The organism is Bradyrhizobium sp. TM233 (genome assembly GCF_036247965.1).
GTDB classification, from domain to species: Bacteria; Pseudomonadota; Alphaproteobacteria; order Rhizobiales; family Xanthobacteraceae; genus Bradyrhizobium; species Bradyrhizobium ottawaense.
Genome location: NZ_BTIG01000001.1, coordinates 514342 through 540430 on the forward strand (window position 1 = coordinate 514342; position 26089 = coordinate 540430).

A 26089-nucleotide genomic window follows, 5' to 3' on the forward strand; every position below is an offset into this window, starting at 1 on the left:
CCAGACCCGTCATCCTGAGGCGCGAGTGGCGCGATGCAAAGCATCGTGCCGGAGCCTCGAAGGATGAACGGCCGAGATGCAGCCGGGCCGTCGCCCTTCGAGGCTCGCCGAGGAGGCGAGCACCTCAGGGTGACGGTTCAATCAAGTGCGCGGATGGGAGCTTACCGCTCGAACGCCGCCTTCAGCGCATTGAGGTGCGGCACCAGCGGATTGCCGATCGCGATGTGTTCGGCCGGCGGGGTGTGGATGGTGGTGTCGAGGCGGCGGACGCGGGTCTGCAGGCTCATCGAGCGATGGATCAGGTCCTGGAGCTGCGAGGGCAGCTTCTCGATGGTGTCGGTGGGGCCGGGATCGGCAGCGCTGAGCTTGACCTTGGTCTTCTCGCGATTGGCCTGGCTCAGCGTCATCTCGCCTTCCTTCACCGCGCGGTGCAGCAGCAGCCACGAGGCGAGCTGCATCAGGCGGGTGGTGAGACGCATGCTCTCGGTCGCGTAGGTGAGGCTGACGGCACGGTCGAGCGCCTTGGCCTCGGTGCGTCCGGCGCCGTCGAGATAGGCGGCGGTCTCTTCGACGAGGTCCATGCCCTCGCGGAACAGGACGCCGAACGCCGCAGAATTGGTGAACCGCTCGCTGAGTTGAACGAGAGCGCCGTCGGCCTGCAAACGTTCCATGGTTAACGCCTCTTACGCAACTGTTTGACTGCCCGGCTTTGCGCCGGCTTATGATGAACAAATCATTGCGCGGGCGGGACGCGGAGTCCAGTGACAAGCGCGGATATGGTTTCCGCGGGTCATTCCCAGGAATTCAACCGGGACGAGACGCCAAATAGCAGAAGTAGACGCAAAAAAAGAGCCGCCGGAGACCGGCGGCTTTGAAAGTTGATAACAGGGAGGCGTCAAACAGAGTGGACAGGAGCCACTCGGTGTCCAAACGAGGACAGTTCCAGTCATAAACCCGAAAGCTTAATGGTGCGTAAACGAGCGAATTTTTTCAGGGTTCGTTAGCCATGTCGGCCAGTGGCCGAGCCGGTTTCGTGCCCCGGACGCGGTGCGGCACGAAGTGCTGCACTGCTGAGCCGGGGCCCAGTTCTTTGGCCGAGGAGTTCGGTGAGGCATGGGTCCCGGCTCTGCGGAGCGTCACTGTGTGCCGCACCGCGTCCGGGACACGAGTCGCGAAAATCCTACTTCTTGAAAAAACTGTTCGCCGCATCGCGCGAGGCGCGCTTCTTGGTGGCGGCTTCTTCCAGCCTTGCGATCTCGGTCTTGAGCAGCATGATGCGCTCGGCCAGTTCCTCGACCGACAAGAGCGAGAGGTCCTGCCCGATGTCATGGCTGATCTTCTTGCGCGGGCGGTCGTCGTCTTCCGTCGCCATCCTGGTTCCTCCTGCGTTCGCGCACACAATGCCGAGGCGGTTGCCAGCTCGGATCACGCTGGCTAAGCAAGGGCCTCGTTCCATCCCGCACCTTCACCCAAGGACACATCATGGACAAGCTGCCCGCGCAAATGACCGTGGTCGCCATCTCCAAGCCCGGCGGACCGGAGGTGCTGGTGCCGGAGCAACGCGCACTGCCGCAGCCCGGTCCTGACGAGATCCTGGTCAAGGTGATGGCCGCCGGCGTCAACCGACCCGACGTCGCTCAGCGCTCCGGCGCCTATCCGCCGCCGCCCGGCGCCAGCGACCTGCCCGGCCTCGAAATCGCCGGTGAAGTGGTCGCAGTCGGCAGCAATGCCAAGCGGCACAAGATCGGCGACAAGGTGATGTCGCTGGTCGCCGGCGGGGGCTATGCGCAGTACTGTATCGCACAGGACGCCCAGGCGATGAGCGTGCCGCCGGCGCTGTCGATCAAGGAAGCCGGCGCGCTGCCGGAAACCCTGATGACGGTCTGGCACAATGTGTTCGAGCGCGGCGGCCTGAAGGAAGGTGAGACGCTGTTGATCCATGGCGGCTCCTCCGGCATCGGCACCATGGCGATCCAGCTCGCGAAGGCGTTCGGCGCGAAGGTGTTCGTCACCGTGGGCTCGCAGGACAAGATCGATGCCTGCCTCAAGCTCGGGGCCGATCGCGCCATCAACTACAAGACCGAAGACTTCGTCACTGTCGTCAAGGAAGAGACCAACAAGGAAGGCGTCAACCTGATCCTCGACATGGTCGCCGGCGACTATGTCGACCGCAATTATGATGCCGCCGCGCTCGACGGCCGCATCGTGCAGATCGCGACCCTCAACGGACCCAAGGTCAACGTCAACATCGCCAAGGTGATGGTGAAGCGCCTGACCCATACCGGCTCGACATTGCGTCCCCGTAGTAATGCGGACAAGGCGGCGATGGTCGCCGCGATCGAGGCGAAAGTGATGCCGCTTTTGCGCGAAGGCCGCGTCAAACCGCTGATGGACAGCACTTTCCCGCTGGAAAAGGCAGCCGATGCGCACCGGCGCATGGAAACGAGCGCACATATTGGCAAAATTGTGTTGGAGGTCTAGGCCTCCGGCCCACAGGCGGCGGCGGAAACCCTTTGATTTTCCTTGCTTTCGTGGCATCTATCGCGACGCACCGAACGGTTTCCGTCCGGTCTGAAATCGTCTTCTTCTGAAGAGTTTGCGTCGAACGCGGAGAACTGACCTTGCGTCTGATCAGGTGCCTCGCGCCCATCGCGCTGGGCCTCATGATTCTTGTCGCCGCGCATCCCGCGCGCGCGCTCGACGCCGTCAGCGTCCGCAGTGACGCGCCCGCGATCGACCTCACCGGCGTGCTCGAGCATCAGCGCAGCGATGCCGATCGCATCCAGGTCTCCACCGCGCCCGGCACCGACGGCATCGTCCGCCGCATCGAGGTGCGCGCCCGCGAGGGCGGCCAGAACTGGGTGGTGTTCGCGCTCGCCAACAACACAGACGACCAGCTCGACCGCCTGATCGTCGCCCCGCACTACCGCATCGTCTCCTCGGGCCTGTTGTGGCCCGACCTCGGCCTGTCGCGCATCGCGACCATCACGCCCTCGACCGGCGACCGGCCGGAGCGACAGGAAAGCCCGACCGCCGACGTCTTCCGCGTCACGCTCGACCCCGGCGCCGTCATCACCTTCGTCGCGGAGCTGCGCACCGACAAGCTGCCGCAGCTCTATCTGTGGGAGCCGGAAGCCTACAAGGACAAGGTCAACTCGTTCACGCTGTACCAGGGCATCGTGATCGGCATCTCGGGCTTGCTCGCGCTGGTGCTGACCATTCTGTTCGTGGTCAAGGGCAGCATCATGTTCCCAGCCGCCGCCGCGCTGGCCTGGGCGGTGCTGGTCTATATCGGCGTCGATTTCGGCTTCTGGGGCAAGGTGCTCGACATGTCGAACAACGCCGAGCGCATCTGGCGCGCGGCGGGTGAAGCGATTTTGGCGGCAACGCTGCTCGTGTTCCTGTTCGCCTATCTCAACCTCAGCCGCTGGCACGTGCGCTATTCGCACATCACGGTGGGCTGGCTCGCGTTCCTGGGGTCGCTGGTGGCGCTGGCCCTGTTCGATCCGGCGGTGGCCTCCGGCATCGCCCGCATCTCGCTGGTGCTGATCGCCTTCGCCGGCTTCGCGCTGATCGTCTATCTCTCTACCCACGGTTTTGACCGCGCGGTGCTGTTGATCCCGACCTGGTTCCTCCTGGTGGTCTGGGTGGTCGCAGCCGGCATGACGGTGGCAGGCTCCGTCACCAACGACATCGTCGGCCCTGCACTGCTCGGCGGCCTCGTGCTGATCGTGATGCTGATCGGGTTCACGGTGATGCAGCATGCCTTTGCCGGCGGCGGCGCCACCACCGGTGTCGTCTCCGACATCGAACGGCGCGCACTGGCGCTGGCCGGGTCCGGCGATCTGATCTGGGACTGGGACGTTTCCGCCGACAAGGTCTTCACCAGCCCCGAAACCGAAGCCCTGCTTGGCCTCAAGCGCGGCACGCTCGAAGGGCCCGCAGCCTCCTGGCTCGAAGTGCTGCATCCGCTCGACCAGGACCGTTTCCGCGCCGCGCTCGACAGCGTGCTCGACCAGCGCCGCGGCCGCCTGGTGCAGGATTTCCGCCTGCGCACCCCGGACGGCCATTTCATGTGGTTCGCGCTGAAGGCGCGCCCGGTGGTCGGCTCCGACGGCGAGGTCTCGCGCGTGGTCGGCACGCTCACCGACGTCACCGAGCTGCGCAACGCCGAGGAGCGCCTGCTGCACGATTCCGTGCATGACAATCTCACCGGCCTGCCCAACCGAAAACTGTTCATGGACCGGCTGGGCGCGGTGGCGCATTTCGCCAAGACCATGCCGACGCTGCGGCCGACGCTGATGGTGATCGACCTCGACCGCTTCAAGCAGGTCAACGATTCCGTCGGCATCGCGGTCGGCGATTCCATCCTGCTCACCCTCGCCCGCCGCCTCACCCGGATCCTGAAGCCGCAGGACACGCTGGCGCGGCTTGCCGGCGACCAGTTCGGCCTGATTCTGCTCTCGGAGCAGGACCCGGCCCGCATCACCGCCTTCGCCGAGACCATCCGCAAGACCATCCGCGCGCCGATCGCCTTCAACGACCGCGAGATTTTTCTCACGGCCTCGATCGGTCTCGCCCTGTCCGATCCGCAAGTTCAGCTCACGGACGAGATCATCAAGGACGCCGAGCTTGCGATGTATCACTCCAAGCGCATCGGCGGCGACCGCATCGACGTCTACAAGCCCGCGATGCGCGCGCGAAAGACCGATCGCCTGACGCTGGAGAGCGAACTTCGCCGCGCCATCGAGCGGCAAGAACTCACGATCCTGTATCAGCCGATCGTGCGGCTGGAGGACCGTTCGGTCGCCGGCTTCGAAGCGCTGGTGCGCTGGGATCACCCGAAGCTCGGCCGCATGGCGCCCTCGGAGTTCATCACCATCGCCGAAGAGACCGGCCTGATCATCGACCTCGGCATGTTCGTGCTGGACCAGACCGCCAAGCAGCTTTCGATCTGGCAGCGCGCGATGCGCTCACGCGAGCCGATCTTCGCGTCGGTCAACGTCTCCTCGCGGCAGTTGCTGCGCCACGATCTGATCCACGACATCCGCACCGTGCTGTCGCGCTCCTCGGTGGCCCGCGGCACGCTCAAGCTGGAATTGACGGAATCGCTGGTGATGGAGAATCCGGAGCACGCGGCGCAGATGCTGACGCGAATCCGCGAGCTCGGCACCGGGCTCTCGCTCGACGATTTCGGCACCGGCCATTCCTCGCTGGCCTATCTGCAGCGCTTCCCGTTCGACACCATCAAGATCGACCAGTCCTTCGTGCGCACCACCAATCGCGGCACGCGGCCGGTGATCCTGAAGTCGATCATCGCGCTCGCGCACGATCTCGGCATGGACGTGGTCGCCGAAGGCGCCGAGACCGATTCCGACGCGGTCGAGCTCTACCAGATGGGCTGCGAATACGCGCAAGGCTTTGCCTTCGGCGAGCCGATGGACGCGGACGCCGCGATGCGGCTGCTGACGGAAGTGCGGCTCGAAGCGGCGAGCTAGGCGCTCGTCCCTCCCCGAATCCGGTATCGTAGAGTGGGTAAAGGCGCACTTGCGCCGTGCCCACCATTCGTCCAGCACTGCGACAGAAGTCGTGGGCACGCTTCGCTTTGCCCACCCTACGATACTGTTGGAGATGGAGAGACCTTCACCCACCTGACCGGGTGCTCCGCCGCTACCGCCGCCCGTCCTTCTTCATCTTCGTGAACCGCACGCTCGCACCGTCCGGCATCCGCACTGCCTTGAACCCCGCGGCGAGGCAGGCTTCGCGTTGCGGCATCTGGATGTCGGGGCTGCGCAGGCTGTCCCACCATGAGGCCCGATTGGCCGCGCGCGGCAGGGCCGCGCCGATGATCTCTTCGATCTGTTCGAAGCTCAGGACGAATTCGGCCTGCTTCTGCCGCAGCAGATAGTCGCGCAACGCGTCGTAGTCGTTCACAATCGTCCTCTCGTCCGAACCCCAACCTGCTCAAATGAGCTTGCCACATGCGGGCTGCCGAAAACCGTGGGCGGCGTAAACCGATTCTTAACTCATTGCAGCTGCGACGTCCTACCTTAAACACTACTCAAGATTTCGGGCGCATCCACTAGGGGATCGGGAGCAAACGATGCTGTCTGGATGGCGCGAAGTCACGGCCCGCCGGCCGTGGCGGATTTCGGCGAAGCTGCTGATCATCTCGTCCGTGGTGACGGTGATCGGCTTTTCCGCCATTTGCGTCAACGTCATGCTCGACATGCGCCGGGGCGAGGAGGCGCTCGCCCGCCAGACGCTGGAGAACCTGGCGACGACCATCGAATCCGACATCAGCCGCAACATCGAGATCTACGATCTGTCCCTGAAGGCGGTCGCCAGCAACATGCTGCTGCCGGAGCTGGCAACCGTCTCGAAGCCGATCCGTCACCTGATCCTGTTCGACCATGCCATGACCGCCAAGCATTTCGGCGCGATCCAGGTGTTCGATGCCGAGGGCAGGCTGACGATCGACGCCTCCACGCTCGATCCCGCACCGGAGAACCGGGGCGAGGAGGACTACTTCAAGGTCCATCGCGACAATCCCGGAACGGGGCTGTTCATCAGCCGTCCCATGCTGTTCCGCGGCGCCTATTCGATCGTGCTGAGCCGGCGCATCAGCGACACCGACGGCGGCTTCCTCGGCGTCGTCGCGGGTTCGATCCGCTTCAGCTATTTCCACGAATTGTTCGAGCGGTTGAACCTCGGCCCCGAGGACACCATCACCGTGCTCAGGCGCGACCGCACCATCATGATGCGGCGGCCGTTCGACCTCGACGTGATCGGAAAGAACCTCGGCGCACGGCAGGACTGGAAGGCGGACAATCTGCGCGCCGGCGGCGCCTATGCCGGTCAAGGCCCCGTCGACAAGACCCCGCGGCTGTATGTTCGCAGCAGCGGCACAAGTCCGCTGTTCGTCGTTGCCGGCAAGCCCCTTAGCGCGGTGTTCGAGCTGTGGCGGAAGGAGGCTTACCGGATCGGTGCCGTGGTGGTGGCACTCATCCTGTTCATGCTGGGATCGACGCTGGTGCTCGCGCGCGAGATCGGCCGCCGCGCCGAGGCCGAGCGCAAGCTCGAGGAGATGGCGACGACGGACGCGCTCACCGGTCTGAAGAACCGCCGCAAGTTCGATTCCGTCATCGACGTCGAATGGCGGCGCGCCATGCGCCAGAAGGCGCCGGTCGCGCTGTTGATGATCGATGCCGATCACTTCAAGGCCTACAACGACACGTTCGGCCATCAGGCCGGCGACCAGGTGCTGGTCGGCATCGCCATCTGTATTTCCGATTCGGTGAGCCGGGCCGGCGACTGCGCCGCGCGCTATGGCGGCGAGGAATTCGCGGTGTTGCTACCCAACACGTCTGCCAACGACGCCTTCAAGGTCGCCGAGACGATCCGCCTCAAGGTGCAGGACTGGTCTGACGACGAGGTGATTTTGACGGTCTCCTGCGGCGTCGCCAGCCTCGTTCCCACCGCCGGCATGGACTGGGCGATCCTGGTCGCCGCCGCCGACAAGGCGCTCTATGCGGCGAAGGCGGGCGGGCGCAATCAGTCCGTGGTTGCGAGCCTGCCGAAGCTGTCGCTGGTGGCGTGAGGGGGGCTAATCACCGTTATTGAACGCGACGCGATCCACACCAACGGCGTCGTCCCTGCGAACGCAGGGACCCATAACCACAGGGAGTGGTTTGGCGAAGACTTGTCGTTCGGTACTACTGCAAAACGCAGTCGATAGATTCCGCGGTCTGGGTCCCTGCGTTCGCAGGGACGACAGCGAGGATGTGGCAGCTACTGCCCCAGATACTTCTTCATCTCCGCGATCAGCCCGTCCCGCAGCTCCGGGCGCTTCAGGCCGTAGGCGATGTTGGCGCGGAGGAAGCCGGGCTTGGAGCCGCAATCGTGGCGCTCGCCCTCGAATTCGACGCCGTAGAATTTCTGCGATTTGGCGAGGCCGATCATGGCGTCGGTGAGCTGGATCTCGCCGCCGGCGCCGCGCTCCTGCGTTTCGAGGATCTTGAAGATCTCCGGCTGCAGGATGTAGCGGCCGGTGATCGAGAGGTTGGAGGGCGCGGTGCCCTTGGCCGGCTTCTCGACCATGCCGTCGACCTCGAACATCTTGCCGCTGCGCTTGCCGACGCCGCAGATGCCGTATTGATGGGTGAGATGATCGGGCACCGCCTCGACCGCGACCAGGTTGGATTTCTCGCCGAGCGATGATGCCATCTCGATCATCTGCTTGAGGCAGCCAGGCGTGTTGAGCACGAGCTCGTCGGGCAGCACGACGGCGAACGGCTCGTTGCCGACGATGTCGCGCGCGCACCAGACTGCGTGACCGAGGCCGAGCGGCGCCTGCTGGCGGGTGAAGCTGACGGCGCCGGCTTCGGGCTGGTTCTGCGCCAGGATCTCCTGCTCGGCCTTCTTGCCGCGCTGGCTAAGCGTCGCATCGAGCTCGTACATCCGGTCGAAATGATCTTCGATGACATTCTTGTTGCGGCCGGTGACGAAGATGAAGTGCTCGATGCCGGCCTCCCTCGCCTCGTCATAGACGTACTGGATCAGCGGCTTGTCGACGATGGTCAGCATTTCCTTCGGCATCGCCTTGGTGGCGGGCAGGACGCGGGTGCCGAGGCCGGCGACGGGGAATACGGCTTTGCGAATTTTCATGTGATTGTTCGAATACCTGGGGGCACATGGGAACGGCGGAACGGAGCAATGGCATCTTGCTAGCCTGTTTGCAGCCGCCAACAAAGGCGGATGTGGGGCCTCACTCGCGCAGAGTTAAGAAAAAGGCAGCCACCAAAATTTTACCTTTGTTAAGCTATTGGCAACCGTAACCGGGCCTCCTGATGGCAGATTTTGGAAGGCCGATGGGTGGGGCATGATGCAATTGGTGGCAGGGCAGGCAAGACGGGCGATATCCGTGACCGGCGCGGCGATGATGGCGGCCGCCCTGCTGCTGCCCGTCAGCGCGCACGCCCAGGCGCAGAACGGCCTGTCCAATCTGTTCGGCGGCATCTTCTCGGGTCAGAACCCGGCGCCCTCGCAGCCCGCGCCCGGTCCCGGCGGCGCACTCCCCTGGAGCGGTGAGGACGGAGCTTCCGGCCATCCGCTGATGACCGCCGCGGCGATCCGCGAGGCCGCCGGCAATTTCAGCAATTGCGTTGCCGCGATGTGGCCCGATGCCGCACGGCGCAACATCACGCAGGAGAATTTTCAGCGCTTCACGGCCGGGCTCTCACCCGACCTGCGCATCATGGACCTCATGGATTCGCAGCCGGAATTCACCAAGTCGATCTGGGACTATCTCGACATCCTCGTGAACGACAACCGCCTCGCCAAGGGCCGCGAGATCCTCGCCAAATACAAGGCGCAGTTCGACGCCACCGAAAAGGCCACTGGCGTCGACCGCTACATCATCGCCTCGATCTGGGGCATCGAGTCCAATTACTCGACGCAGATGGGCGACCGCAGCGTGCTGCAATCGACCGCGACGCTCGCCTGCATCGGCCGCCGCCAGGCCTATTTCAAGGACGAGTTCCTCTCCGCGCTGGAGATCCTCAACCGCGGCGACCTCAGGCCGGAGCAGATGCGCGGCTCCTGGGCCGGTGCGTTCGGCCCGACCCAATTCATGCCGACCGCCTTCAAGCGCTTTGCCGTCGACGGCGATGGTGACGGACGGCGCGACGTCGTCGACAATCCGACCGATTTGATCGCCTCGACCGCCAATAATCTGAAGAAGGACGGCTGGCAGGCCGGCCAGACCTGGGGCTTTGAAGTCGTGGTGCCGCAGGGCTTCAACTACATGCTGGCCGACCGCGCCAAGGCGATGACGATCGCGCAATGGGAGAAGCTCGGGCTCAAGCGGGCGACGGGCCAGCCGTTCCCGCATCCGGGCGAGAAGGCCTATCTGCTGGCCCCCGCCGGCGCGCAGGGGCCCGGCTTCCTGATGCTGCAGAATTACCGCGTCATCATGAAATACAACCCGGCCGAGGCCTATGCGCTGGCGATCGGCCATTTCGCCGACCGCCTGCGCGGGGGGCAGCCCTTCGTGCAGCCCTGGCCGCGGCAGGAACGCGAGCTGTCGCGCACCGAGCGGCTGGAGCTGCAGCAGCTGCTGGCCCAGCGCGGCTTCTACAAGGGCACCCCGGACGGCCAGTTCGGCGGCCAGACCCGGGAAGCCCTGCGCAATTTCCAGGCCTCGATCGGAGTGCCCGCGGACGGTTTTGCCTCCTCGGATGCACTGGAACGACTGCGCGGGCGGTAAAATCGCGCCGAAAGTAACCCTGAACAGGGATTTTGGCAGGCTGCCTTGACGGAGGCGGCTGTTCCCCGGTGTATGGGCGCAAGAATCTGCAACGGAATTTGCCCGTTTGGCGCCTGATTCCGTTATTATATTGAGCTACCTCCGATACCCATTGCGCTGGCCCGAGATCGCATGTCGAAGCCGAAGTCCCTGTTCAAGGCGCTGACCGAGACCGGCCCGTTGATCGCGCTGGGGACGGCGCTTGCGATTTTGGTCTCGGTCGCGGGGCCTGCCTCGGCGCAGTTCTTCAACTTTCCCGGCTTCGGCGGCCCGCCGCAGCGTTCGGCTCCGCCACCACAACGGGGCGGTGGCGGAGGCGGCGGCTGGTTCGGCGGCGACTTCTTCGCGCCGTTCCAGCAGCAACAGCCGCAGGCGCCACGCCAGGATTTTTCGCGCGCGCCGGCACCGGCCAAGCGCGACACCATCCCTGAGAAGAACGTGCTGGTGATCGGCGACGCCATGGCCGACTGGCTCGCCTATGGCCTGGAAGACGCCTACACCGAGCAGCCCGACATGGGCGTGATCCGCAAGCACAAGACCACGTCGGGCCTCATCAAGTACCAGCCGCGCGGCGAGCCCGCGGATTGGACGACCGCCGCAAGGGGCATCCTCGAGACCGAGAAGCCCGATGTGATCGTCGTCATGCTGGGCCTCAACGACCGCGGCGCGATCCGCGAGCCCGCCGCCGACAAGACGGACAAGGCCGCCGCAGACAAGGACAAGAAGAACGACAAGGGCGCGCGGGCCAAACCGCCGGCGAAGCCGGGGGACGCCAAGCCCGGCAACGACACCGCCGCCAAGCCCGACGACAAGCCTGCCGATGCCGATCTGCCGCAGGACGACGCCGACAATGCCGACGCGCCGGCGGCCGCGCCCGAAAAGACGGCCCGCAATCCGAACGGCCTCTACGAATTCCGCGACGACCGCTGGGTCGAGCTCTACGGCAAGAAGATCGAGGAGCTCGCCGGCGTCCTCAAGGCCAAGGGCGTGCCGGTGCTGTGGGTCGGTCTTCCCGCCATCCGCGGCCAGAAGGGCACGGCGGACATGCTGTTCCTGGATTCGCTCTATCGCGAAGGCGCGGCCAAGGCCGGCATTACCTATGTCGACGTCTGGGACGGGTTTGTCGACGAGGCCGGCCGCTTCCTCCAGAAGGGTCCAGACTTCGAAGGCCAGATCCGTCAGCTCCGCAGCTCTGATGGCGTCTTCTTCACAAAGCCCGGCGCGCGCAAGCTCGCGCACTATGTCGAGCGCGAGATCACGCGCCTGCTGGCAGGACGCTCCGGGCCGATCGCGCTGCCGAGCGAGCCGGCGACGCCCGACACCAGCGCCGAGCCCGGCAAGCCCGCACCGCGTCCGCTGGCGGGGCCGATCGTGCCGCTGGTTGCAGCCTCGATCTCGACCGACCAATTGCTGGGCGGCCCGGGCTCGCGTCCCGCCGCCGTCGACGCGCTGGCTGCGAAGACAATGGTGAAGGGCGAGCCGCTGGCGGCTCCCGCGGGCCGCGCCGACGATTATGCCTGGCCGCGCCGCGAAGTCGGCCGCGAGCAGGCCAAGGGCGATACGCCGATGGCCGCGACGACGCCCGATGGCGGCGCGGCTCCCGCTTCGCCGGGCGCAGCCGCGGCGATCGCTCCACCAAAACTTGCGCCGAAGAAGCCGCCGGCCCCGCCGCAGCAACCGGCACAGGCTACGCCCTCATTCCGCGATTTCTTCGGCTTCGGCTCTCCGCAGCCCCCGCCGCCGCGTCAACTGGCGCCGGCTCCAGGGCCGCGCAATCCGAATCCCAATCCCGGGGTCCCGCGTCCGCCGGGTAACGTTGGCCGCTCGGCCGAGATGTTCCGGTAAGGTAAGGTCTCGTGTCCCGGATGCGACGCAGCGCCTCTTGGTGAGGCGGCGCAGCCGGGACACAATTCGTGCGGCATTCACAAAAGATGGGCCCCGGCTTAGCGATGCAGCGTTTGCGGACGATGCTACGCATCGCCTAGGCTGCATCGCGTCCGGGGCACGAGTGATAGGCGTTCGGCGACTAGCCTTAATAGCGCCAGCGCGACGGCGGGGGACGACGCGCGGGGCGCGACATCAGAAGCGCGAGTGCGAAGCCAATGCCGCCGGCGACCATCAGCGCGCCGAGCGGATTGTCCTGCACTTTCTTCGACAATGCTTGCGTACCGTCGCGAAAAGTTTCGCCGCTGTGGTCGTAGGCGTCCTTGGCGTAGTCGGCCGCAGTCTCGCCGGCCTCACGCACGGCATCCTTGGCCTGGCCGTAGAGATTCTGTACTGTGCCCGCGGCTTCCCGCGCCTTGCCCGACGCCTGCGTCTTCGCATCGCCTGCCACGTCCCCGACCGCGCCTTCCGCGCGTCCGGCATATTCCTTGGCCGATCCAACAATCCGATCCGTGTCCATGATGATCCTCCTCGGTGGTCAGCCGAAGTAACCGATCAGGCGCGACGCAGTTCCAAGTGTTTGCGAAAGTGTAGTCCGTACGAAGGTGTGCAGCCCTGATGGAGCGCAGCGCGATCCGGGCAAGGAGCAGCTACAGGATCAGCCCGCCATCGACGACCAGCGTCTGTCCGACGATGTAGGACGACAGCGGCGAGGCCAGGAACAGGGCCGCCCCCGCCATGTCGGCCGGCGTCCCCAGGCGCCGCAGCGGAATGCGTGATAGTGCGCCTTCGAGCCGCTTGGGATTGTCGGTCGTCACCTTCGTCATCTTGGTGTCGACGAGTCCCGGCGCGATGCCGTTGACGCGGATGCCATCCTCCGCCCAGGCCTCGCCCAACGTCCGCGTCAATCCGACCGCACCCGTCTTCGACGCGTTGTAGGCGGGATTGCCCATGGTGGAATGATAGGCCGCGGTCGACGACACCATGATCAGCGAACCCCTGGAATCCCGCAACATGGAATGAAATCGCGTCGCACAGGCCATCAGGCTCATCAAATTGACCTCGACCACCTTGCGGAATCCGCTCATCTCGAACTCGCCGCGGCGATAGAGCACCGCGCCTTGCGCAAGCACGAGCACGTCGAGCCGCTCGAAGGAGGGCTTGAACGCTTCGATCGCACTGGGATTGCTGACGTCGAGCTGCGCATAAGACAGGCCCGCGAGATCAGAACCTTCCTCGATCGAATAATCCTTCGGCTGCGCACGCGTGCCGCAAACCGCGACATGCGCACCCCTCGCGCGAAATGCTTGCGCGATGCCGTTGCCGATACCGCTGGAACCGCCGACCACCAGCACCTGCCTGCCTGAGAAATCGAGCTCGTTCGCCATCGCGGCCTCCCCTTTTGTCTTGCTTGTTTGACCTGTCTGCGGATCGATGCCAGCCTTGTCAATCATAACAAGAACAAGCAGGCGCGAGGAAACAGCATGTCCGAGTTCAAACGGCTCAGCCGGTCCGTCAAGGGCCTGACCGTTCTCGTCACCGGCGCGGCCAGCGGCATGGGACGCGCGACCGCGCACGTGTTCGCCGCAGAGGGCGCGAACGTTGCCGTCACCGACTATGACGAGCAAGGTGCGCTCGCCGTCGCGGAGGAGATCGCGGCGAGCGGCGGTTCGGCGAAAGCCTGGAAGCTCGACGTCGCCGAGGCCGGCGAGATCAAGCGCGTGGTGAACGATGTCGCGGCACATTTCGGCGGGCTCGATATCATCGTCAACAATGCCGGCATCTCCGTACGCGTCGCGATCGACGACGAGGCCTATGAGGACGCCTGGGCCAAAGGCATCGCCGTGATGCTGACCGCGCATCCGCGCATCATCCGCGCCGCGCTGCCTTATCTGCGCAAATCGAAGAACCCGCGCATCGTCAACATCGCCTCGACCGAGGCACTCGGCGCCACCGCATTGCACAGCCCCTATTCGGCAGCAAAGGGCGGCGTGGCGAGCCTCACCCGCTCGCTCGCCGTCGAGCTCGGCCGCGAGGGCATCACCGTCAACTGCATCTGCCCGGGTCCGATCCGCACCGCGATCACCGACCGCATCTCGGAGGAGCACAAGACGATCTACGCCAAGCGCCGCACGGCGCTCGGCCGTTACGGCGATCCCGAGGAGGTCGCGCATATGACGCTGAGCCTGTGCCTGCCGGCGGCGTCCTTCCTCACCGGCGCGGTGATCCCGGTCGACGGCGGGTTGATGGCGCGGAATGCGTAGTATGGGAGCGTAGCCTGGATGGAGCGCAGCGTAATCCGGGGTTCTCACCTCGCGGAAAGACCTCCCCGGATTACGCTACGCTCCATCCGGGCTACGGGCAGCCATGCGTGCCGAGCGTTGACAAGTACGAGCGTGCGAGTAGCTTTTTCGCTGACAGAGCGGGACCAACCGCTCGCACATGCGGGAGAAAACGCCAATGACGATCGCCATCCGGCAGCTTCACAAGCATTTTGTCGGCGAGGTTTCCGGCCTCGATTTGCGAAAGCCTCTGACCGAGGTCGAGGCGCGCGAGGTCGAGGCCGCCATGGACAAATACGCAGTGCTGGTTTTCCACGGCCAGGACATCACCGACGAGCAGCAGATGGCTTTTGCGCTGAACTTTGGTCAGCGTGAGGATGCGCGTGGCGGCAACATTACCAAGGCCAGCGAATACCGCCTCAACTCGGGCTTGAACGATGTTTCAAACCTCGGCAAGGACGGCAAGCCGCTGCCGAAGGACAGCCGCGCCAATCTGTTCAATCTCGGCAATTGCCTGTGGCACTCCGACAGCTCGTTCCGTCCGATCCCTGCAAAATTCTCGCTGCTGTCGGCCCGCGTGGTGAACCCGAAGGGCGGCAACACCGAATTCGCCGACATGCGCGCCGCCTATGATGCGCTCGACGGCGACACCAAGGCGGAGATCGACGATCTCGTCTGCGAGCACTCGCTGATGTATTCGCGGGGATCGCTCGGCTTCACCGAATACACCGACGACGAGAAGGAGATGTTCAAGCCGGTGCTGCAGCGGCTGGTGCGGACGCACCCCGTGCACCGCCGCAAGTCGCTGTATCTCTCATCCCATGCCGGCAAGGTCGTCGGCATGAGCGTGCCCGAGGGCCGGCTGTTGCTGCGCGACCTCAACGAGCACGCAACGCAAGCCGAGTTCGTCTACGTCCACAAATGGACGCTGCACGACCTCGTGATGTGGGACAACCGCCAGACCATGCACCGTGTCCGCCGCTACGACCAGTCGCAACCTCGCGACATGCGCCGCGCGACGGTGGCGGGGACGGAGCCGACGGTGCAGCAGCAGGCAGCGGAGTGAGTGGCATTGGAGTTGCCACAAATTCGGCCGTCGTCCCGGACAAGCGAAGCAAAGCGAAGCGCAGATCCGGGACCCATAACCACAGGGAGTGGTTTGACGAAGACTCGGAGTTAAGATCCCGCGCTATAATTCCGCCCCGGGGTTATGGGTCCCGGATCTGCGCTCCGTTCTGGACAACGCTACGCGTTGCCAGAAGCTCGGCTTGTCCGGGACGACACGGGAGGTTGTTGCAACAGCTACTAGCCAGCTACGCGTGCCCCGCTTCGTTCGACAGCATCCCTGGATCGATGCCGATCTTGCGCAGGGCGCGGCCGTACTTGTCGTCGACGTCGTCACCGAAGATCAGATCCGCATCCGCATCGCAATGCAGCCAGCCGTTGCTCTGGATCTCGGTCTCGAGCTGGCCCGGCGCCCAGCCGGCATAGCCGAGCGCGAGGATGGCGTGCTTGGGGCCGGAGCCGTTGGCGATCGCGCGCAGGATGTCCACGGTCGCGGTGAGGCAGACGCCGTCGTCGATCCGCAACGTCGCGTTTTCGATATAGAAGTCGCTGGAATGCAGCACGAAGCCGCGCCCGGTGTCGACCGGGCCGCCGCGCAGCACCTTCATGCTTTCGGCGTTCTCCGGCAGCTTGATGTGCTCGCCCTTTTTGATGATGCCGAGCTGCTGCAAGAGTTCGGGGAAGTCGATGCTGCCGGCCGGGTGGTTCACGATGATGCCCATCGCTCCCTCCGCCGAATGGGCGCAGAGATAGATCACCGAGCGTTCGAAGCGGGAATCGCCCATCACCGGCATCGCGATCAAGAGCCGGCCGTCGAGATAACCGGCCGAATTAGGGAGCACGGGTCCCGCGCTGCGGGTGCTTTCGCCCGTCCTCTTGCCTGTGGGAGCCATCGGTGAAGCACTCCGGTTTCAATTCCTATCCTGATGTCGGGCCGGGCCGCTGTCAAATCAAGGCTTGCAGAGACTTGATTGAAGTGCATCCATCACAAGCAATTCAATGGTTTGCCTCAGGGCGACCCTGTAAAGACGTGCCATGCTCACAAGAGTTCCCCTACGTGCGGCGATTGGCGTCGCGACAACCCTGCTTGCGTCGTCGCTGGCCATCGCAGCCCGGGCCGATGACGCTTCGCCGTGGCAGCGCGACGGACATTCCGCGGTGCGGCTATTGGCGGGATCGCGCAGCGGCGCCGTCCTGCTCGGCGGTATCGCCATCCAGCTCCAGCAGGGGTGGAAGACCTATTGGCGCTCCCCCGGCGATTCCGGCGTCCCGCCGCGGTTCGATTTTTCCAAGTCGGACAACGTCGAGGCGGTGACGGTGATGTGGCCTGCGCCGCTGAAATTCAACGACGGCGCCGGCGGCCATTCGATCGGCTATCACAACCAGATCGTGCTGCCCCTGCGCATCGTCGCCAAGGCGGCCGACAAGCCCGTGACCCTGCGCGCAGAGATCAATTACGCGGTGTGCGAAAAACTCTGCATTCCGGTCGAGGCCAGCGCCGAGCTCGGCTTCAACAGCGTGGCCTCGACCGAGGATGCCAATCTACGTGCGGCCCTCGACACCGTGCCGAAGCCCGCCAATATCGGCGATCCCAATCCGCTCACCATCCGCGACGTCAAGCGCGACGGCGCCACCAAGGTGACGGTCGACGTGGTCACGCCGGATGCGCGCGACGTCAATCTGTTCGTGGAAGGTCCGACGCCCGACTGGGCGCTGCCGATTCCGGCTCCGGTCGAGCAGAGCCCGCCAGGGGTGAAGCGATTTTCGTTCGAGCTCGACGGCCTGCCGCCTGGCGCCAAGCCGGACGGGGCAGCGCTGAAGTTCACGCTGGTCGGGCCGGAGAAGTCGTACGAGTTCAATACCAATCTGCAATAGCTCGCGATCGACGAAGGGGCGCCGCGGGCGGCGCTCCCTCATTCCCGCGGCCCCGTCCGGCAATGCGCCACGCGCAAGATCGGCCGAGGCCTGTCAGGACGCGGGGCAAACCTTCGAGAGCTGTTTTTCCCTCAGCTTGTTCGTACAATATGCGCTGCAGCGTTGACCGCCGACCTTCATGCAATACGCCACGCACTTCTCGTAAGAGCATCCCCACGCATCCGCCCGCGCAGGCGCCATGGCAAAGAGGCCGGTGCCGGCAATTGCGGTGAGAACGGCCATGCACATCATCAATCGAGTCATTATTCGCTCCTGCTGAAAGTGACGCTCAACGCGGCCGTCCCGTCGAAACCGCGAGATGGTCCGCCACCAGCCCGCATAGGGCAAAAATTCCATGCGCAAGCAGCTGCTTGCACAAATTCCAAATGAATCCACTATGTGGGCATCATAGTTTGAAGAAGTTCGGGCGGCCACTCCCCAAACTGGCCGGATGAAAATTCCCCAGATCACTTGGCAAGGTCGCAACAGCGCCGGTGCCTTCGGCAAACCAAGTGATGTCCGCCTCCACGTGCCGGCCTTTGAAGCCGCCGGAGGCGGCCCAACCGAATCTTAAGGAATGGTTGCTAATTCCCAGGCCTGCCGCAGCATGCGCGTGCGGCCTGGGGACCGTTCGAATTGGCCGTGATGGATGCAGAACCCGCAACGAGCGGACCGGCCGGGCTGATCGCGCGGCTGCGGGCCAGGCTGACGGGCGGGTCGAGCGAGGCGTCGCTGACGCGGCGGCTGGCCGGCACGATCTTCATCATCCGGGTCATCAGCGCGGGCCTTGCCTATTTCTCGCAGGTCCTGCTCGCGCGCTGGATGGGCACCTCCGACTACGGCATCTACGTCTATGTCTGGACCTGGGTGCTGCTGCTCGGCAGCATGATGGATTTCGGCATCTCGGCCTCGGCGCAGAAGATCATTCCGGAGTATCGCACCAGCGGCGAGCATGCGCTGCTGCGCGGCTTCCTCTCCGGCAGCCGCTGGCTGACCTTCGCGGTGTCCACGCTGGTCTCGCTCGCGCTCGCCGGCATCGTCAAATTGCTATCGCCCTGGATCGATCCGGCCGAGGTGTTGCCGCTCTATATCGGCTGCATGACGCTGCCCGCCTTCGTCGTCGCCAACACCCAGGACGGCATCGCGCGCTCGCATGACTGGATGCAGCTTGGCTTGATGCCGCAATTCATCATCCGCCAGGCGCTGATCATCGGCATCACGGCCAGCGCCTTCCTGCTCGGCTATCACCTCGGCGCGGTCGCCGCGATGGTCGCGAGCGCCGGCGCGGTGTGGATCGCGATGACGGGGCAGATGGTGGTGCTGAACCGCAAGCTCGCCGACCATATCGCGCCCGGCCCCAAGACCTATGACATCCGCGGCTGGCTTGCCGTCTCGCTGCCGATCCTGCTGGTCGAGAGCTTCTACCTGCTGCTGTCCTACACCGACGTGCTGGTGCTGCAGCAGTTCCGCCCCTCCGACGAGGTCGGCGTCTATTTCGCGGTGGTGAAGACGCTGGCGCTGGTCTCCTTCATCCACTACGCGATGTCGGCGACCACGGCGCATCGCTTCGCCGAATACAACGCCAGCGGCGACAAGGCGCGCCTGTCGGCCTATGTCGCGCATGCCATCAACTGGACGTTCTGGCCGTCGCTGGCGGCGACCATCGTGCTGCTCGCGCTCGGCAAGCCGCTGCTCTGGCTGTTCGGGCCGCAATTCGTGGTCGGCTACGACATCATGTTCGTCGCAGCGATCGGGCTCGTGGTGCGCTCCGCGATCGGACCGGTCGAGCGGCTGCTCAACATGCTTGGTCAGCAGAAGATCTGCGCGCTCGCTTATGCATTGGCCTTCGTGATGAACCTCGTGCTCTGCATCGCACTGGTGCCGCGCTACGGCGGCCACGGCGCCGCGGCCGCGACCTCGATCTCGCTCACCTTCGAGACAGTGCTGCTGTTCTGGATCGTGCGGCAGCGGTTGGGGCTGCACGTGCTGGCGTTTGGTAAATAGGTACTACGGCGCCGTCCTTGCTCACTCCCCGTGGGGGAACGACTGTTTCGCAGCGCGCCTCGGAACAACTGGAAACGCCTCTCCATTTCCGCCGCGCAGCACAATTTTTCTTATTCCGCCCAAGCGGTTGCGTCCCAGGGAAAGTTTATTCTACGTCGTATTGCCCAACCGACGAGATCAACCTAAGATTCTCCAGACATGATCGATCCACTCTACGTCGCCTCCGGTTTCGGCGTCGGCCTGCTCGTCGGGATGACCGGCGTGGGCGGCGGTTCCCTGATGACGCCGCTGCTGATCCTGCTGTTCGGTGTTCATCCCTCCACCGCGGTCGGCACCGATCTGCTCTATGCCGCCGCCACCAAGACCGGCGGCAGCGTGGTGCATGGCTGGTCGCGCAGCGTCCACTGGCCGGCGGTGCTGCGGCTCGCCTGCGGCAGCATTCCCGCGAGCGCAGTGACGCTGCTGGTGCTGTGGAAGCTCGACCTCAGAAGCGATTCCGAGCGCAGCCTCGTCAATCTCGTGCTGTGCTTCGCCCTCCTCCTGACTGCCACCTCCCTGATCTTCCGCAGGGCGATCATGGAGCGCTACCGCCGGCGCCTCGAGCAGGTCGACGAGCGCACCACCGCGATTGCCACCGTCGTCACCGGCATCGTGCTCGGCGTGCTGGTGTCGATTTCGTCGGTCGGCGCCGGTGCGGTCGGCGTGACCGTGCTGCTGCTGCTCTACCCTCGCCTGCCCATGGCAACCATCGTCGGCTCCGACATCGCCCATGCGGTGCCGCTGACGCTGGTCGCCGGCATCGGGCACTGGGCGCTCGGCGACGTCGATTGGGCGCTGATGGGCGTGCTGCTGCTGGGCTCGCTGCCAGGCATCATCGTCGGCAGCTACAGCGCGACGCGGGTGCCCGAGACGGTGCTGCGGCTGACGCTTGCCAGCGTGCTGTTCGTGGTCGCAGGCAAGATCATGTTTGCGGAGCTGAACCTGTCGTCGGCTTTCGTGACGGCGCTGGCCTGGGGGCATTAGGCCAGACGACCGCGCCCCACTCTCGCTGTCATCGCCCGGCTTGACCGGGCGATCCAGTATTCCAGAGACAGCAGTGATAAAGTCGATAGGCCGCGGCGTACTGGATGCCCCGGTCAAGCCGGGGCATGACAGAGTGCGTGCTTACTCCGCCGTCCAGCCACCGTCGATCGAGAGATTGGTGCCGGTGATCTGGGCGGCATCATCGCCGCACAGGAACAGCGCCAATGCGGCGACCTGCTCGGACGTCACGAACTCCTTGGTCGGCTGCGCGTCGAGCAGAACGTCGTTGATGACCTGCTCGCGCGTCAGATTGCGCGCCTTCATCGTGTCGGGGATCTGCCTCTCCACCAGCGGCGTCCAGACGTAGCCGGGGCTGATGCAGTTGCAGGTGATCTTGTGGGTCGCGACCTCCAGCGCCACGGTCTTGGTCAGGCCTGCGATGCCGTGCTTGGCCGAGACGTAGGCCGACTTGAAGGGCGAGGCGACCAGCGAATGCGCCGATGCCGTGTTGATGATGCGGCCCCAGCCTTTCTTCTTCATGCCGGGCACGGCGGCACGGATGGCGTGGAAGGCCGAGGACAGGTTGATGGCGATGATCTGGTCCCACTTCTCGAGCGGAAACTCCTCGATCGGCGAGACGAACTGGATGCCGGCATTGTTGACGAGGATGTCGACTGAACCAAAGGTCTTCTCGCCGAGCGCGATCATGCCGGCGATCTCGGCCGGCTTGGTCATGTCGGCGGGCGAATAGATCGCCTTCACCTTGAAGTCCGCCTCGATCTTCGCGCGCTCCTTCTCAATGTCCTCCGGCGTGCCGAAGCCGTTGATGACGACATTGGCGCCGGCGGCGGCGAAGGCGCGTGCGTAGGCGAGCCCGATGCCGCTGGTGGACCCGGTCACGACGGCATTCTTGCCTGACAGACTACCCATTCTATTCGCTCCTTTTTGCCGGGGGCGCGGTGACGTCCCCCGTGAGATCGTAAGTCACCATGGTCTCGCCGGACTGCGGCCGCTCGAGCCAGTCCTTGTGGCGCATCGACAGATGCACGTCGTGCACGCCGGCCTCCCAATGCTCGACCATGGCGACGTGCGAGAAGTCGTAATCCTTGGACGAGGATTCGTAGTTCTTGCTGCGGTAGATCAGATGCACGACGGTGACGGTGCTTTCGCGCGACACCTTCGCCAGGAATTCGACGGAAGGATCGTTCTTGAGATAGTCCGGCAATTTGCCGATCAGGTCGCGCACGGCCCTGCGGGCGTTGTGCAACTGCTTGTTCTTGTCGGTGTTCATCCGCGTCCGGCTGGAGAAGCGGATGTCCTTCTCGCGCTCGGTGGCCTCCAGCAGCGAATTCGGCAGGTCGCCGCGGGCGCTGAACAGATCGACCTGGAAGATCAGCATGTCGCGATCGACCTCGGCATCGAGCACGTAGTCGAGCGGCGTGTTGGAGGCGATGCCGCCGTCCCAGTAATGCTCGCCGTCGATAATGACGGACGGAAAGCCCGGCGGCAGCGCGCCGGAGGCCATGATGTGCTCGGGGCCGATGGTCTTGCCGAGCTTCTTGAACTCGTAATTGTCGAAATATTTGAAGTTGCCAGAGGTGACGCCGACTGCGCCGACCGACAGGCGCGTCTTCAGGTCGTTGATGCGGTCGAAATCGACCAGACGCTCCAGCGTCTTCTTCAGCGGCGCGGTGTCGTAATAGCTCTCGGCCTGCGGGCTGCCGGGCGGCCAGAGCGGCGCCGGCGGAATCCGCGGCGTGAAAAAGCCGGGTACGCCGAAGGTCGCGATCAGCGCGGCACTGGTCGAGTTGAACAGCTCGCGGCTGTGGTCGCTCTTGCCGATCGGTTTCCACGGCACCGGCGCGGAGACCATCTCCCAGAATTCCTTGAGCCGCTTGACGCGCGTCGGGCCCTCGTTGCCGGCGATGATGGCGGCGTTGACCGCGCCGATCGAGATGCCGGCGACCCATTCCGGCTCGAAGCCGGAGCCGCACAGCGCCTGATAGGCGCCGGCCTGATAGGAGCCAAGCGCGCCGCCGCCCTGAAGGACCAGGACGCGTTGCGCATTCGCGGGGATGCTGGCGGATTCCGGGCTGCGATCGGTCATTGGGGGGACAATAGCAAATGGCGAGCCACCGTGGCGACCCTCCGCCGCGGCGTCAATGCATCCCGGGATCAAGTCTGGCTTATCGGGGCTCCGTCGAGGCCAGGATCATGGTCCAGAACACCTTGTATTTGGTGCCGGGAGCATAGCTCGCCGCGATGCCCAGTTTTGTGACACCGCCCTTGAGCATGTTGGCGCGGTGGGGTGGCGAGTCGCGCCAGCCGGAAAACGCTTCCGCCAGCGTATGATAGCCGGCCGAGACGTTCTCGACGGCAACGGTGGCGGGATAGCCGCCTGTGGCCAGGCGCTTGGCCAGCGGCGCGCGGACGTCGTGATCCATCTTGTTGGCCGCAGCCATAGCCTGGGACTGGGATTCGGCGAGCCGCATCAGGTCGGGGTCGATGACGACGGTGCCGAGAGCGTTGTTCTGGCGGTATTGCGAGATCATGATCGCGGCCGCCTGCGCGTCGAGCTTGGAGCCCGGGACCGCCATATCGGCATACATGGACGGCTGCTGGACCGGCGCTTCGTTGCCGGCGCAGCCGGCGAGCAGCAAAGTGATGAGTATTGCGGCCGCGGCGCGCATGAACAGGAGCCCCCAAATCAGGGGCCGTTGTTGCATACCAACCGTGGCTGAAAGGTGAATTTTGAGGAAAATTTGACGGATCGAGACGGCTCAGGCGCCCGCAAATATCCGGTAGCGGCGGGGCTCCAGGCCGATCGTGTCGCCGGCGCGCAGTTCCCGATCTCGGGGGGCGTCGATCTCGATGGTCTCGCCGCCGAGCAAGGCAACCTCCGCGCGCTGCACGGGACCGAAATTGCGGACGTGCTGAACCGCGCCCTCGAAGGCGCCGCTGCCGGGGGGCCCAACCAGCATGTCATGTCGCCGCACGAACAGTTTTGACGCGCCAGGCGCAAGCCCGTCCGCGGCCAGGGTGAGCGGCCGGTCACCCAGCCTGATCACGCCGCCTTCGACCTGGACCGGCAGCTCGATGGACTCGCCGATGAAGCCGTGCACGAAGGCCGTCGCCGGGGTCTCGTAGACGTCATCGGGCGAGCCGATCTGCTCGATCCTGCCCTTGTCCATGACGACGACGCGGTTGGCGACTTCGAGCGCCTCCTCCTGGTCGTGGGTGACGAAGATGGAGGTGACGTTGATCTCGTGATGCAGCGAGCGCAGCCATCTTCGCAGCTCTTTCCGCACCTTGGCATCGAGCGCGCCGAAGGGCTCGTCGAGCAAGAGGATGCGCGGCTCGATCGCGAGCGCGCGGGCGAGCGCAATGCGCTGGCGCTGGCCGCCGGAGAGCTGGCTCGGATAGCGGTCGGCGAGCCAGTCGAGCTGCACGAGGTCGAGCAGCTCCTTGACCCGCGCCCGGATCGCGGCTTCGTCCTTGCGCACCGCACGCGGCTGCACGCGCAGGCCAAAGGCGACGTTCTCGAACACGGTCATGTGGCGGAACAGCGCGTAATGCTGGAACACGAAGCCGACATGCCGCTCGCGCGCGCCCTGCGCCAGCGCGTCCTCGCCATTGAAGGAGACCTCGCCGGAATCAGGCCAGTCGAGGCCGGCGATGATCCGCAGCAGCGTGGTCTTGCCGGAGCCTGAGGGACCGAGCAGCGCCAGCAATTCACCATTGTCGACCTTGAGGTCGACGCCGTCGAGGGCGGCAAAACTGCCGAACTTCTTGACGAGATTTTTGACTTCAATGGTCACTTGCGTCGTGTCCTTCGTCGAGGTGACGTTCGAGAACCGTCTTTGCGATCAGCGTGATCAGCGCCAGCATCGCCAGCAGCGAGGCGATCGCGAAGGCGGCGACGAACTGGTATTCGTTGTAGAGGATCTCGACCAGCAGCGGCATCGTGTTGGTCTCGCCGCGGATATGGCCGGAGACGACGGAGACCGCGCCGAACTCGCCCATCGCGCGCGCATTGCAGAGCAGGACGCCGTAGAGAACGCCCCATTTGATGTTGGGCAGCGTGACGCGGAAGAAGGTCTGCAAGCCCGAAGCGCCGAGCGAAACCGCGGCCTCCTCCTCCTGCGTGCCCTGCTCCTGCATCAAGGGGATCAGCGCGCGCGCGACGAACGGGAAGGTCACGAAGGTGGTGGCGAGCGCGATGCCGGGCACGGCGAACAGGATCTGGATGTCGTGATCCCTGAGCCAGCCGCCGAAATAACCCTGCGCGCCGAACAGCAGCACGAAGACGAGGCCGGAGATCACCGGGCTGACCGAAAACGGCAGGTCGATCAGCGTGATCAGGAAGGTCTTGCCCGGGAAATCGAATTTTGCAATCGCCCAGGCGGCGACGAGGCCGAAGACAAGGTTGAGGCCGACCGAGATCGCCGCGACGATCAAGGTCAGCTTGATCGCGGACAGGGCCTCCGGCTCGGCGAGCGCCGAGAGATAGGCGAGGATCCCCTTCGAAAAGGCCTGCGCGAACACGACCACCAGCGGCAGCACGACGAAGACGGAAAGAAAGATGATCGCCAGCGCGATGATGGTGATGCGCACCGCGCGAGGCTCGGTGCGCAAATTGTCTCGCGCCGCCGCCGCATGTGCCCGGGCCTTCGCACGTGCCCTGGCGTCGGGGGCCGAAAGCGAGACGGTGTCTGCGATTTGCATCGTCATGGTCCGCCCTCAGCGCGCCGGGATCCGGCTCCGCGCCCAGCGCTGGAGCCGGTTGACGGCGAAAATGATGACGAAGGAGACGACGAGCATGACCACCGCGATGGCGGTCGCGTCGGCATAGCGGAACTCGGACAGCCGGATCACGATCAAGAGCGGCGCGATCTCGGAGACATTAGGCAGATTGCCGGCAATGAAGATCACCGAGCCGTATTCACCGACCGCGCGGGCGAAGGCGAGCGCGAGCCCGGTGAGCAGCGCCGGCGCAAGCGAGGGCAGGATCACGCGGATGATGGTCTGCCAGCGGCTGGCGCCCAGGCTGCCCGCGGCCTCCTCGATCTCGGGATCGAGATCCTGCAGCACCGGCTGAACCGTGCGCACCACGAAGGGAATGCCGATGAAGATCATGGCGACGAAGATGCCGACCGGCGTGAACGCCACCTTGATGCCGAGCGCCGCGAGCGGCGCCCCCAGCCAGCCCTTCTCGGCGAACAGCGCGGTCAGCGCGACGCCGGCGACCGCCGTCGGCAGCGCGAAGGGCACGTCTACGATGGCGTCGAACAGGCGGCGGCCGGGGAAGCGATAGCGCACCAGTGCCCAGACGATGATGCTGCCCATGACGAGGTTGACGCAGGCCGCCGCGAACGCGAGGCCGAAGGAAACCCGCAGGGCATTCAGGGTGCGGCGGCTGGCAAGGATATTCCAGAACTGCTCGGGGCTGAGCTCGAGCGATTTCAGGAACAGCCCGGCGAGCGGAATCAGGATGATGATCGACAGCCAGGAAAGCGTCAGTCCCATGGTGAGACCGAAGCCCGGCAATGTCCGGCGTCGTGCTGCGAGTGCGCTCACCAGGCCCCCTGCTAAAGCCCTAAGACAGCGCCAG

At 65.0% G+C, this 26089-nt stretch carries 23 protein-coding genes; 10 read left to right on the top strand and 13 right to left on the bottom strand.

The window, feature by feature from the left end; genetic code table 11:
* Positions 1 to 161: 161 nt before the first annotated feature.
* Both rcdA and AABA86_RS02475 read right to left on the bottom strand, forming a co-directional pair.
* The gene (gene rcdA / locus AABA86_RS02470) at positions 162 to 671 is read right to left on the bottom strand and encodes a protease adaptor protein RcdA (protein WP_018318720.1); all 510 of its coding nucleotides are present in this window, start codon (positions 669 to 671) and stop codon (positions 162 to 164) included.
* A gap of 509 nt (positions 672 to 1180) precedes the next feature.
* The gene (locus AABA86_RS02475) at positions 1181 to 1372 is read right to left on the bottom strand and encodes a DUF1192 domain-containing protein (RefSeq protein WP_212245431.1); all 192 of its coding nucleotides are present in this window, start codon (positions 1370 to 1372) and stop codon (positions 1181 to 1183) included.
* 110 nt (positions 1373 to 1482) lie between these two features.
* Here AABA86_RS02475 and AABA86_RS02480 point away from each other — a divergent pair, with 110 nt between their 5' ends.
* Together AABA86_RS02480 and AABA86_RS02485 are read left to right on the top strand one after the other, a co-directional pair.
* Positions 1483 to 2481 (top strand): NAD(P)H-quinone oxidoreductase, encoded by a 999-nt coding sequence (locus AABA86_RS02480; protein WP_338305627.1) that lies wholly within the window; start codon positions 1483 to 1485, stop codon positions 2479 to 2481.
* Between the two features lie 140 nt (positions 2482 to 2621).
* Positions 2622 to 5498, top strand: a complete 2877-nt coding sequence (locus tag AABA86_RS02485) for an EAL domain-containing protein (RefSeq protein WP_212245435.1) — start codon at positions 2622 to 2624, stop codon at positions 5496 to 5498.
* A gap of 172 nt (positions 5499 to 5670) precedes the next feature.
* Here the strand turns inward: AABA86_RS02485 and AABA86_RS02490 are convergent, their stop codons facing one another.
* Positions 5671 to 5934, bottom strand: coding sequence for a DUF7662 domain-containing protein (locus tag AABA86_RS02490; RefSeq protein WP_212245437.1), 264 nt, complete (start codon positions 5932 to 5934; stop codon positions 5671 to 5673).
* A gap of 169 nt (positions 5935 to 6103) precedes the next feature.
* Here AABA86_RS02490 and AABA86_RS02495 point away from each other — a divergent pair, with 169 nt between their 5' ends.
* Entirely contained in the window at positions 6104 to 7600 is a 1497-nt protein-coding gene (locus tag AABA86_RS02495) for a sensor domain-containing diguanylate cyclase (protein WP_338305628.1), read from the top strand.
* Between the two features lie 191 nt (positions 7601 to 7791).
* On the opposite strand, the gene galU is transcribed toward AABA86_RS02495, so the two are convergent.
* Positions 7792 to 8667, bottom strand: a complete 876-nt coding sequence (galU, locus tag AABA86_RS02500; RefSeq protein WP_212245442.1) for a UTP--glucose-1-phosphate uridylyltransferase GalU — start codon at positions 8665 to 8667, stop codon at positions 7792 to 7794.
* 214 nt (positions 8668 to 8881) lie between these two features.
* Here galU and AABA86_RS02505 point away from each other — a divergent pair, with 214 nt between their 5' ends.
* On the top strand, positions 8882 to 10267 hold the full coding sequence (locus AABA86_RS02505; protein WP_338305629.1) for a lytic murein transglycosylase: 1386 nt from the start codon (positions 8882 to 8884) through the stop codon (positions 10265 to 10267).
* A 171-nt stretch (positions 10268 to 10438) separates the two neighbouring features.
* Positions 10439 to 12151 (top strand): SGNH/GDSL hydrolase family protein, encoded by a 1713-nt coding sequence (locus tag AABA86_RS02510; protein WP_338305630.1) that lies wholly within the window; start codon positions 10439 to 10441, stop codon positions 12149 to 12151.
* 187 nt (positions 12152 to 12338) lie between these two features.
* Here the strand turns inward: AABA86_RS02510 and AABA86_RS02515 are convergent, their stop codons facing one another.
* Together AABA86_RS02515 and AABA86_RS02520 are read right to left on the bottom strand one after the other, a co-directional pair.
* A complete protein-coding gene (locus AABA86_RS02515) occupies positions 12339 to 12710 on the bottom strand; it encodes a CsbD family protein (protein WP_338305631.1) in 372 nt (123 codons plus the stop codon).
* Between the two features lie 130 nt (positions 12711 to 12840).
* Positions 12841 to 13578 carry an SDR family NAD(P)-dependent oxidoreductase gene (locus AABA86_RS02520; protein ID WP_212245448.1) on the bottom strand — a complete coding sequence of 246 codons (738 nt, stop codon included), beginning with the start codon at positions 13576 to 13578 and terminating at the stop codon, positions 12841 to 12843.
* A gap of 96 nt (positions 13579 to 13674) precedes the next feature.
* On the opposite strand from AABA86_RS02520, the gene AABA86_RS02525 reads away from it, so the two are divergent.
* Both AABA86_RS02525 and AABA86_RS02530 read left to right on the top strand, forming a co-directional pair.
* Positions 13675 to 14454 (top strand): SDR family NAD(P)-dependent oxidoreductase, encoded by a 780-nt coding sequence (locus AABA86_RS02525; protein ID WP_338305632.1) that lies wholly within the window; start codon positions 13675 to 13677, stop codon positions 14452 to 14454.
* Between the two features lie 196 nt (positions 14455 to 14650).
* Positions 14651 to 15538 (top strand): TauD/TfdA dioxygenase family protein, encoded by an 888-nt coding sequence (locus tag AABA86_RS02530; protein ID WP_338305634.1) that lies wholly within the window; start codon positions 14651 to 14653, stop codon positions 15536 to 15538.
* 247 nt (positions 15539 to 15785) lie between these two features.
* On the opposite strand, the gene AABA86_RS02535 is transcribed toward AABA86_RS02530, so the two are convergent.
* Complete coding sequence (locus tag AABA86_RS02535) at positions 15786 to 16430, bottom strand: YqgE/AlgH family protein (RefSeq protein ID WP_028142053.1); 645 nt, start codon at positions 16428 to 16430, stop codon at positions 15786 to 15788.
* A 142-nt stretch (positions 16431 to 16572) separates the two neighbouring features.
* Between AABA86_RS02535 and AABA86_RS02540 the strand changes: the two genes are divergently transcribed.
* From AABA86_RS02540 to AABA86_RS02550, 3 genes are all read left to right on the top strand, one after another.
* Positions 16573 to 17412: a protein-disulfide reductase DsbD domain-containing protein gene (locus AABA86_RS02540; protein WP_338305635.1), complete on the top strand. Its 840-nt coding sequence runs from the start codon at positions 16573 to 16575 to the stop codon at positions 17410 to 17412.
* Positions 17413 to 18087: 675 nt separating this feature from the next.
* A complete protein-coding gene (locus tag AABA86_RS02545; protein WP_445083445.1) occupies positions 18088 to 19455 on the top strand; it encodes a flippase in 1368 nt (455 codons plus the stop codon).
* Positions 19456 to 19653: 198 nt separating this feature from the next.
* Positions 19654 to 20478 carry a sulfite exporter TauE/SafE family protein gene (locus AABA86_RS02550; protein WP_212245458.1) on the top strand — a complete coding sequence of 275 codons (825 nt, stop codon included), beginning with the start codon at positions 19654 to 19656 and terminating at the stop codon, positions 20476 to 20478.
* 141 nt (positions 20479 to 20619) lie between these two features.
* Here AABA86_RS02550 and AABA86_RS02555 read toward each other — a convergent pair whose 3' ends face one another.
* The 6 genes from AABA86_RS02555 to cysT form a co-directional block, all read right to left on the bottom strand.
* Positions 20620 to 21408: a 3-hydroxybutyrate dehydrogenase gene (locus AABA86_RS02555; RefSeq protein WP_028142057.1), complete on the bottom strand. Its 789-nt coding sequence runs from the start codon at positions 21406 to 21408 to the stop codon at positions 20620 to 20622.
* A 1-nt stretch (position 21409) separates the two neighbouring features.
* Positions 21410 to 22585, bottom strand: a complete 1176-nt coding sequence (locus tag AABA86_RS02560) for a patatin-like phospholipase family protein (RefSeq protein ID WP_338305637.1) — start codon at positions 22583 to 22585, stop codon at positions 21410 to 21412.
* 79 nt (positions 22586 to 22664) lie between these two features.
* Positions 22665 to 23168, bottom strand: a complete 504-nt coding sequence (locus AABA86_RS02565; RefSeq protein WP_018318739.1) for a CAP domain-containing protein — start codon at positions 23166 to 23168, stop codon at positions 22665 to 22667.
* 90 nt (positions 23169 to 23258) lie between these two features.
* Positions 23259 to 24296 carry a sulfate/molybdate ABC transporter ATP-binding protein gene (locus AABA86_RS02570; protein WP_338305639.1) on the bottom strand — a complete coding sequence of 346 codons (1038 nt, stop codon included), beginning with the start codon at positions 24294 to 24296 and terminating at the stop codon, positions 23259 to 23261.
* A complete protein-coding gene (gene cysW / locus AABA86_RS02575; protein WP_212245464.1) occupies positions 24286 to 25209 on the bottom strand; it encodes a sulfate ABC transporter permease subunit CysW in 924 nt (307 codons plus the stop codon). Before cysW ends, AABA86_RS02570 begins: the two co-directional genes overlap by 11 nt.
* 9 nt (positions 25210 to 25218) lie before the next feature.
* The gene (gene cysT, locus AABA86_RS02580) at positions 25219 to 26055 is read right to left on the bottom strand and encodes a sulfate ABC transporter permease subunit CysT (RefSeq protein ID WP_212245466.1); all 837 of its coding nucleotides are present in this window, start codon (positions 26053 to 26055) and stop codon (positions 25219 to 25221) included.
* Between the last annotated feature and the right edge of the window lie 34 nt (positions 26056 to 26089).

Bases quoted from the DNA above. Each gene is read 5' to 3' on its own strand.
- AABA86_RS02530 (WP_338305634.1), top strand. From the start codon at position 14,651: ATGACGATCGCCATCCGGCAGCTTCACAAGCATTTTGTCGGCGAGGTT.
- AABA86_RS02565 (WP_018318739.1), bottom strand. From the start codon at position 23,168: ATGCGCGCCGCGGCCGCAATACTCATCACTTTGCTGCTCGCCGGCTGC.
- cysW (WP_212245464.1), bottom strand. From the start codon at position 25,209: ATGACGATGCAAATCGCAGACACCGTCTCGCTTTCGGCCCCCGACGCC.
- AABA86_RS02510 (WP_338305630.1), top strand. From the start codon at position 10,439: ATGTCGAAGCCGAAGTCCCTGTTCAAGGCGCTGACCGAGACCGGCCCG.
- AABA86_RS02540 (WP_338305635.1), top strand. From the start codon at position 16,573: ATGCTCACAAGAGTTCCCCTACGTGCGGCGATTGGCGTCGCGACAACC.
- AABA86_RS02555 (WP_028142057.1), bottom strand. From the start codon at position 21,408: ATGGGTAGTCTGTCAGGCAAGAATGCCGTCGTGACCGGGTCCACCAGC.
- AABA86_RS02475 (WP_212245431.1), bottom strand. From the start codon at position 1,372: ATGGCGACGGAAGACGACGACCGCCCGCGCAAGAAGATCAGCCATGAC.
- galU (WP_212245442.1), bottom strand. From the start codon at position 8,667: ATGAAAATTCGCAAAGCCGTATTCCCCGTCGCCGGCCTCGGCACCCGC.
- AABA86_RS02520 (WP_212245448.1), bottom strand. From the start codon at position 13,578: ATGGCGAACGAGCTCGATTTCTCAGGCAGGCAGGTGCTGGTGGTCGGC.
- rcdA (WP_018318720.1), bottom strand. From the start codon at position 671: ATGGAACGTTTGCAGGCCGACGGCGCTCTCGTTCAACTCAGCGAGCGG.
- AABA86_RS02480 (WP_338305627.1), top strand. From the start codon at position 1,483: ATGGACAAGCTGCCCGCGCAAATGACCGTGGTCGCCATCTCCAAGCCC.
- AABA86_RS02495 (WP_338305628.1), top strand. From the start codon at position 6,104: ATGCTGTCTGGATGGCGCGAAGTCACGGCCCGCCGGCCGTGGCGGATT.
- AABA86_RS02525 (WP_338305632.1), top strand. From the start codon at position 13,675: ATGTCCGAGTTCAAACGGCTCAGCCGGTCCGTCAAGGGCCTGACCGTT.
- AABA86_RS02515 (WP_338305631.1), bottom strand. From the start codon at position 12,710: ATGGACACGGATCGGATTGTTGGATCGGCCAAGGAATATGCCGGACGC.
- AABA86_RS02535 (WP_028142053.1), bottom strand. From the start codon at position 16,430: ATGGCTCCCACAGGCAAGAGGACGGGCGAAAGCACCCGCAGCGCGGGA.
- AABA86_RS02560 (WP_338305637.1), bottom strand. From the start codon at position 22,585: ATGACCGATCGCAGCCCGGAATCCGCCAGCATCCCCGCGAATGCGCAA.
- AABA86_RS02550 (WP_212245458.1), top strand. From the start codon at position 19,654: ATGATCGATCCACTCTACGTCGCCTCCGGTTTCGGCGTCGGCCTGCTC.
- AABA86_RS02505 (WP_338305629.1), top strand. From the start codon at position 8,882: ATGATGCAATTGGTGGCAGGGCAGGCAAGACGGGCGATATCCGTGACC.